Annotated in this window: 8 protein-coding genes and 1 pseudogene; 3 read left to right on the top strand and 6 right to left on the bottom strand. The window is 55.5% G+C overall.

What is annotated here, in order from left to right; translation table 11 throughout:
• A pseudogene (locus Q7J88_RS10435) lies at positions 1 to 675 on the top strand (hypothetical protein); the annotation flags it as partial.
• Between the two features lie 102 nt (positions 676 to 777).
• On the opposite strand, the gene Q7J88_RS10430 reads toward Q7J88_RS10435, so the two are convergent.
• The 5 genes from Q7J88_RS10430 to Q7J88_RS10410 form a co-directional block, all read right to left on the bottom strand.
• Positions 778 to 1,284 carry a GAF domain-containing protein gene (locus Q7J88_RS10430; protein ID WP_303722131.1) on the bottom strand — a complete coding sequence of 169 codons (507 nt, stop codon included), beginning with the start codon at positions 1,282 to 1,284 and terminating at the stop codon, positions 778 to 780.
• 417 nt (positions 1,285 to 1,701) lie between these two features.
• Positions 1,702 to 2,265: a DUF3106 domain-containing protein gene (locus tag Q7J88_RS10425; RefSeq protein ID WP_303722130.1), complete on the bottom strand. Its 564-nt coding sequence runs from the start codon at positions 2,263 to 2,265 to the stop codon at positions 1,702 to 1,704.
• Positions 2,262 to 2,489 carry a hypothetical protein gene (locus Q7J88_RS10420; protein ID WP_303722129.1) on the bottom strand — a complete coding sequence of 76 codons (228 nt, stop codon included), beginning with the start codon at positions 2,487 to 2,489 and terminating at the stop codon, positions 2,262 to 2,264. Before Q7J88_RS10420 ends, Q7J88_RS10425 begins: the two co-directional genes overlap by 4 nt.
• A gap of 5 nt (positions 2,490 to 2,494) precedes the next feature.
• A complete protein-coding gene (locus Q7J88_RS10415) occupies positions 2,495 to 2,953 on the bottom strand; it encodes an anti-sigma factor (RefSeq protein ID WP_303722128.1) in 459 nt (152 codons plus the stop codon).
• The gene (locus tag Q7J88_RS10410; protein ID WP_303722127.1) at positions 2,946 to 3,578 is read right to left on the bottom strand and encodes an RNA polymerase sigma factor; all 633 of its coding nucleotides are present in this window, start codon (positions 3,576 to 3,578) and stop codon (positions 2,946 to 2,948) included. Before Q7J88_RS10410 ends, Q7J88_RS10415 begins: the two co-directional genes overlap by 8 nt.
• A 141-nt stretch (positions 3,579 to 3,719) precedes the next feature.
• Between Q7J88_RS10410 and Q7J88_RS10405 the strand changes: the two genes are divergently transcribed.
• On the top strand, positions 3,720 to 4,004 hold the full coding sequence (locus Q7J88_RS10405; RefSeq protein ID WP_303722126.1) for a GIY-YIG nuclease family protein: 285 nt from the start codon (positions 3,720 to 3,722) through the stop codon (positions 4,002 to 4,004).
• Positions 4,005 to 4,050: 46 nt separating this feature from the next.
• Complete coding sequence (locus Q7J88_RS10400; RefSeq protein ID WP_303722125.1) at positions 4,051 to 5,835, top strand: M3 family oligoendopeptidase; 1,785 nt, start codon at positions 4,051 to 4,053, stop codon at positions 5,833 to 5,835.
• A 224-nt stretch (positions 5,836 to 6,059) separates the two neighbouring features.
• On the opposite strand, the gene Q7J88_RS10395 is transcribed toward Q7J88_RS10400, so the two are convergent.
• A partial coding sequence (locus Q7J88_RS10395) for a transketolase C-terminal domain-containing protein (protein ID WP_303722124.1) occupies positions 6,060 to 6,729 on the bottom strand: 670 nt, incomplete at its 5' end.

Here is a 6,729-nt window from a genome sequence, read left to right as displayed (position 1 = left end):
CAGGGTACTCTCAAGATGAGTGAAACCGCAGCCCTGAACGGCTGGCTGTTTTATAATACTGGTACCATTGACGCCGGTTACAACGGAGTCGATGTTGATGTAGACGGCTTCGCAGCAACGCTTCGTGGAACCTTCAAACTTGGCAGCGCCGATGCCAGTGCCCGCGTCTTCTACTTCTCTGGTGATGATGATCTGACTGACGGCGATGCCAGCTTCTTTGTCAATCCCCTGGCAACCGAGTCGTACGCTTTCGGCGACGACGGCTTCATGATCTTCCTGCAGGATGTCAACTGGGCCAATATCGGTCAATACGGCTTCGCTCTTGTAGACGCCGGATATGCTGGTTACGGCCTGCTCGGCGGTAACTTCACGGCCAGCATGAAGCCGGCTGAAAAGATTGATCTCAAGTGCGGCGTTGGTTACTTTGCTTCGCTAGAAGACGCCACTGTCGACATCGAGCGTACAGATCGCGCAGGCACCACACTCGGCACCGAGGTCTTCGTTCGTGCCGGGTATACCTTCGAGAACAACCTCAACCTGTCGCTCAACGGTTCCTACGCCGCGCTCGGTGATTTCTATGATAACAACGGTGGCGGTATTGCTCGTGATACTACGCCTACTACCGACGTAGATGATCCATACATTGTCTACCTGTTGGCGCAGCTCGGTTTCTAACCGAAGGATAAATAGAAGCAAAAGGGGGACGGATTTATTTCCGTCCCCTTTTTTATGCAGATAAAATGGATTCCCGATCCAGTCGGGAATGACAGGTAAATATCAGAAATGAGATGACAGGGTCCTGGCGATCTCACTGAGGTTGTCGACATCGGCTTTCTGGAAATCCTTGACCGCTTCCTCGTTGAGACCCTTGCGCGAAACCTGTACAACTCCCTTCATGCGCTCTGTACCAGGGATCGGCACTGACATGATCTTCTGGATCGGTAGCGGTTTGGCATCCCCCTTTTCGAGGCGAACTTTTTCGAAAATCGAGGCATGATGAACGGAGGCGAAGCGGTTGTTGAGAAACGACTTGTTCTCGCGGGCCGTTTTGGCGGCCAGGGAATCGAGCGACGAGAGGGGAACGAACCCCATGGTTTTGAGCTTGAGAGGCCAGTGGAAATGAATCAGGTCTTTATCCGCATCAAGCAGGAAAATAGCGACTTCCTCCTGGGTGACCTTGAAGGCCATGCTGAGAATTTCCGCGGCGGCCTGAATGCGCGCTTCGACCGTATCAATTTTGGTCAGGTGATCATCGAGTTTCTTGCAGTAATCGGCTATGCCCATACCCCACCTCGTTTCCATGCAATATAACGGATCAGATTGACATTAAATATAGCGTAGAGAGACAAAGTCGCAAAGCCAAAAGTCTAAAACCTATTTTCATCCAAGAACTGAAAATACAAGGTAAACAAATTGAAAATGGACTTTAACGCAGAGACGCAGGCTGGCGTCGCAGAGAAAAGCAAAAACGGAATTGGCCACGGATGAACACGAAATAATCGAATCAAATCGAATTAAAATCAAAAACTGCTTTTAGGATGAATGCAAAATCAGAAAACTAAGGCGCTTTTGGTTTCCATTGCGACTCTGTGGACGAAGTCCTGCGATAATATATCTTTGCTCTTTCTCCGAGATCTCAGCGAAAGGGCGAGAGTTCATTTTGCCCTGAAGCTGATCTGATCCGTAACAAACGAGACAAAATTATCGACCGTTTCCACCGCCTCCTGATCCCGATCCGCCACTTCCATGGCCGCCGTTGCCGAAACCACCCCGATTGCCGCCAGCGTTGTTGCTACCATTGAAATACTGCTGGCGCAGCTCCTGCTGGCGCTGGTGACGCTCTTCTGGCGGCAGTTTCCGCAGGTTCTGCATCTCCTTTCGCAACTGCTGACGTTGCCCGGGAGTCAGTTCCTGGAAACGCTCAAAGCGATGCCGCATGCGCTGCCGGTCCTCGGGGGGCATATGTTGCCAGCGTTCCCAGCGGTGCCGTAATCGTTCCTGGTATTCGGGCGGCAGGTTCTTGTATTGACGCAGGCGAGTGCGGATCTGCTCCTGCTGCTCGGGGGGCAATTGCTGAAAGTGCCGGAAGCGCTCGCGGTACAGCTGCTGCTGTTCCGGTGTCAGGTTTTGCCAGCGCTCTTTCAGGGCCGGGTGGTTCGTTTCCTTCGAGACATTCTGCTCGTTGGTGGTATCGGCCGCCAGAAGAGAGAGCGGCGCGGCCAGGAGCAGGACCATGACAATGAGGGGCAAAATCAAGCGTTTCATTCGTTATCCTCCATGCTGGCCAGGGCATTCATATTCTCGAGCAGGCCAAGCAGTTCCAGCAGTTCCAGTTCGGCGATCAGTGCGTCTTCCTCGGGGGCTGTCGCTTTTTCCACTGTCACGGTAGTCGGCGGCTTTTCTGTGGTTTGTGACTCCTCGGCGGCGACCGACGGAAGAGGCCACGATGGCAGCAACAGCGCCAGGCACAGTAATGTTAAATAACGCATAAAGACTAGCCTTTGTCATCGATGAGCTCGAGCAGCTCCATCATCTCGAGCATTTCCATCATCTCAAGCATTTCTATATTTTCGACCAGGTCGAGTTCGGCGAATTGTCGGACCTCAGCCGGGTTGAACTGCGACGGTTTGTCGGACGGTGAATAGATGAAAACGGTCAGCAGTCCGGCCGCTACAGCGGTCGCTGTCGTAGCCCAGATTGGCAAGCGGTTGCCCCGGCGCCCGGTTTTTACCTTACGCATGACCCGATCGCTGAACTGAAGCTTTTCGGCTTCGGAGAGATGAAGTTGATGGCGTGGCATTGCAGCCAGGGTCTTGCGGAGACTCGTCAGGTGGCGCGCACAGTCGGAGCAGCTGGAGATATGCTCCGCGGCGATGCGCATTTCATCCGGGTCGAGAGCGCCGGTACAGTACAGGGTCAGATCCTGGTTGCTAAGGCACTTCGTATTAGTCATCGCTATTCTCCATTTCTGCCAGGCTGTTGCGCAAGCCCTGTACGGCCCGGTGCAGGTGAACCTTGACGCTGCCTTCGCTCAGGCCGAGGATCTCGGCAATCTCCTTGAGCGGCAGTTCCTCCTGGTGGCGCAGGGTTAGGACCGCCCGTTGTCGGGGCGAGAGCCTCTCGAGTGCTCGCATCAGGTGAACGAGCTCCTGGCGGGCAATAGCCTGGTCGTCCTGGCGGATGGTGTTGGCCGGCGCCTGCGCGAGCGGGTCGAACTCATCATCGGGACGGCTGAAGAAGAACAGGCGTCGCTTGATTCTTTCCCGCCGCAGGTAGTCGATACAGAGCCGGCTGACGGTACGGTAGAGCCAGGTACTGACCAGGCTGTCGCCGCGGAAGCGGTCGAGCGAACGGTGAAAGCGCAGAAAAGCTTCCTGAACGATCTCCTCAGCGTCCTGGCGGTGGTTGACCATGCGCCAGGCCAGCTGAATCATTCTCTCCGAGTTCTGCCTGACCAGCGCCTCGAAGCTCTGCTCGCAGCCAGCGCGGGCCTGCTCGACCAGAATCGCCTCTTCCCGTGTCTCCATGGGCAGAGCGTAACCGCCACTTTCCAGTGTGTCAACCACACATAAATTCATGATTTCCGTATCCCGGGATTCGTCGTGTTGAAGATGTAGACGAACGAAGGTCGTTTGGGTTGACAGGTTTGTTATCGAAAACAAGTGTGATATATCTAGATGTCATCCCCGTGAAAGCGGGGATCCATTTTTGGAGGGGAAATGGAATACTGTGTTTATATCATGGCAAATGCGCCAAGAGGAACCTTATACGTTGGTATGACGTCCAATATCGTCAAGCGGACATTTCAACATAAAACCAAAGTAATTGATGGATTTACTGCACGCCATGGATTGACTGAACTTGCTTATTTTGAAGTTTTTAGTGATGTTCGAGAGGCCATTAAAAGAGAAAGACAGATAAAAAAGTGGAATAGAATCTGGAAAATTGAATTGATCGAAAATAGCAATCCAAACTGGATTGATCTTTATGTGAATATTCATTGAAAAATGGATTCCCGATCAAGTCGGGAATGACATCGAAGGAAAAATTATGGACCAAAATGCAAAATGGGATCTCAGTTCAATTTATAGTGGCGTCGATGATCCGAGAATTGAAGCGGATCTGGACCGGGCGCAGGTCGCAGCCAAGGAGTTTCGCAGTACCTTCAGCGGCAAGATCGACGACCGGATACCGGCTGCAGAATTTGCCGGTGCGCTGCAACGCTACGAGGCTCTGCAGCGGGTGGCCCTGGTCCCTTACCACTTTGCCTACCTGCTGTTCGCCAGCAACAGTGAAGCAGACAGCCACAAGGCCCTGCTCGCCAGGGCCCGGGAGGTGCTGACCGGTGTCACCGAGGAGACGCTCTTTTTCGAACTCGATATCCTGAAACTCTCCGCAGACGCCTATCGCCGTCTGCGCACCGACTCCGCCGTTGCCAGCTATGGACACTATCTCGACAACACCCGGGCGCATGCCCCCTATGCACTCTCCGAAGAGGTCGAGCAGGTCATCAAGCGGAAGGATCTTTCGGGCAAAGAGGCATTCGTCAGCCTGTTCGATGAAATGACATCCTCCTTCCGCTATCGCTTCAAGATGCCGGGCGAAACGGAAGAGCGCGAAGTGTCCGGCGAAGAGTTGCTGGCCCTGCTCTACCATCCGGACCGGCAGATGCGCGAGGAGGCCTTCGCGACCTTTCTGCGCAAGCATGCCGACCATGCCACGGTGCTGGTCAACTGCTTCAACAATATCCTGCTCGACCATGGTCGCGAGGCGGATCTGCGCCGCTATCCGGACCTGATGACCCCGACCCACCTGAGCAGTGAAACCGAGCCGGAGATGGTCGAAACGCTGATGCGGGTCACCGAGGAAAACTACGGCTTGGCGCAGCGCTATTTCCGGTTGAAAAGAAAACTGCTCGGCTACGAGCAGATGAAAAACAGCGATCTCTACGCGCCGATCGGTGCCACGACCCGGACCTTCAGCTACGAAGAGGCGAAAGACCTCGTTCTTGAGAGTTTCGGGCTCTTTTCTTCTGCTTTGGCTGAGCCGGCCCGGCAGATTCTCGAACAGGGGCATGCCGATGTCTTCCCGGCGCCGGGAAAAGGAGGCGGGGCCTTCTGCATGGGGATCCTGCCGGAGTGGAAGCCATATGTCCTGCTCAACTTCACCGGCAACCTGCGCGATGTCTCGACCCTGGCCCACGAGCTCGGGCATGCCGTGCATTACGTTCTCTCCGGCCGGCAGAACCTCTTCCACTACCATGCGCCGCTGCCGATGGCCGAAACCGCCTCGGTTTTCGGAGAAATGCTCCTCACCCGGGAGTTGCTCAACCGCGAGGATGACCGGCAACTGAAGATCGCCCTGCTCTGCAGCAAGCTGGAAGACATCATTGCCACCACCTTCCGTCAGAACGCCCTGACGCGTTTCGAACAGGCAGCGCATGCCCGGCGCGGCAAAGGGCTGCTGTCGGCGGCCGACTATTGCGACCTCTGGTGGCAGGAGAACGCCCGGCTGTTCGGCAGCGAGGTGGAGATGATCGAACCCTACCGTTGGGGATGGGCGTACATCAGCCACTTTATCCATGCCCGTTTCTACTGCTACAGCTACGTCTTCGGCGAACTGCTGGTGCTGGCCCTCTACCAACGTTTCCTGCTGGAAGGAGAGGCCTTTATCCCGAAGTTCATCGAGCTGCTCGCCGCCGGTGGCAGTGCCCGACCGCAGGAGATCCTGGCACCGTTCGGCATCGATCTGGCCGACGCGCAGTTCTGGCAGAGTGGCTATGACTTCGTTGCGGCGATGCTGGATAATCTCGAAGCGCTGGTTGCCGAATCCTAGTGCGAAAAGCATCTACCGAATAGGATGCGGAAACTAAAAAACTGTTAGGACGCTGATAAACGCTGATTTTTGATTTTAATCCGATTTTTCTGCGTTGATCTGCGGCCAAAATTCTGATCTTCCCCGTGAATTCAGTGCCCTCGTGCGAGACCTTCACATCTTATCCAAAGAAAAAGGGGACAGCTTAACAAGCCGTCCCCTTTTTATCTGTGATTATCGCGACGCTAGCCGAGCAGCGCCTTGACCTTCTTCTTGACGTTCTCGACCGTGAAACCAAAATGTTCCATCAATTTTTCGGCCGGGCCGCTGGCGCCGAAACCGCTCATGCCGATGATCAGACCGCCGGAACCGACGTAGCGCTCCCAGCCGAACGGGCTGGCCGCCTCGATGGCGATGCGGTTGGTGCAGGTGCGCGGCAACACCTGGTCGCGATAGGCCTGGTCCTGCAGTTCGAACAGCTCCCAGCTTGGCATCGATACGACGCGTACCGAAGTTCCTTCCTTCTCCAACTCGACGGCTGCCGCGAGGGCGAGGGGAACCTCCGAGCCACTGGCAATAAGTAACACCTGCAATTCGGCCGATTCCTGCTTGAGAATATAGGCACCGCGGTGCAACTCGGCGGCGGACGCACCCCCTTCCCGATTGAAGGCGCCCCAGCCCTGGCGCGAGAGGATCAGGGCGGTCGGACCGGACTGGTTGCGGATCGCCGCTTTCCAGGCTTCGGCTGTCTCGTTGGCGTCGCTCGGGCGAATGACGGTCAGGTTCGGGATGGCGCGCAGGCTCGGCAAATGCTCGATCGGCTGATGGGTCGGACCGTCCTCACCGAGACCGATGGAATCGTGGGTCAACACGTAGATCGTCTGCAGCCCCATCAACGCTGCCAGCCGGATCGAA

It is taken from the genome of Malonomonas rubra, assembly GCF_003247215.1.
GTDB lineage: Bacteria > Desulfobacterota > Desulfuromonadia > Desulfuromonadales > Geopsychrobacteraceae > Malonomonas > Malonomonas rubra_A.
This window is presented reverse-complemented; position numbering and strand designations above follow the sequence as displayed.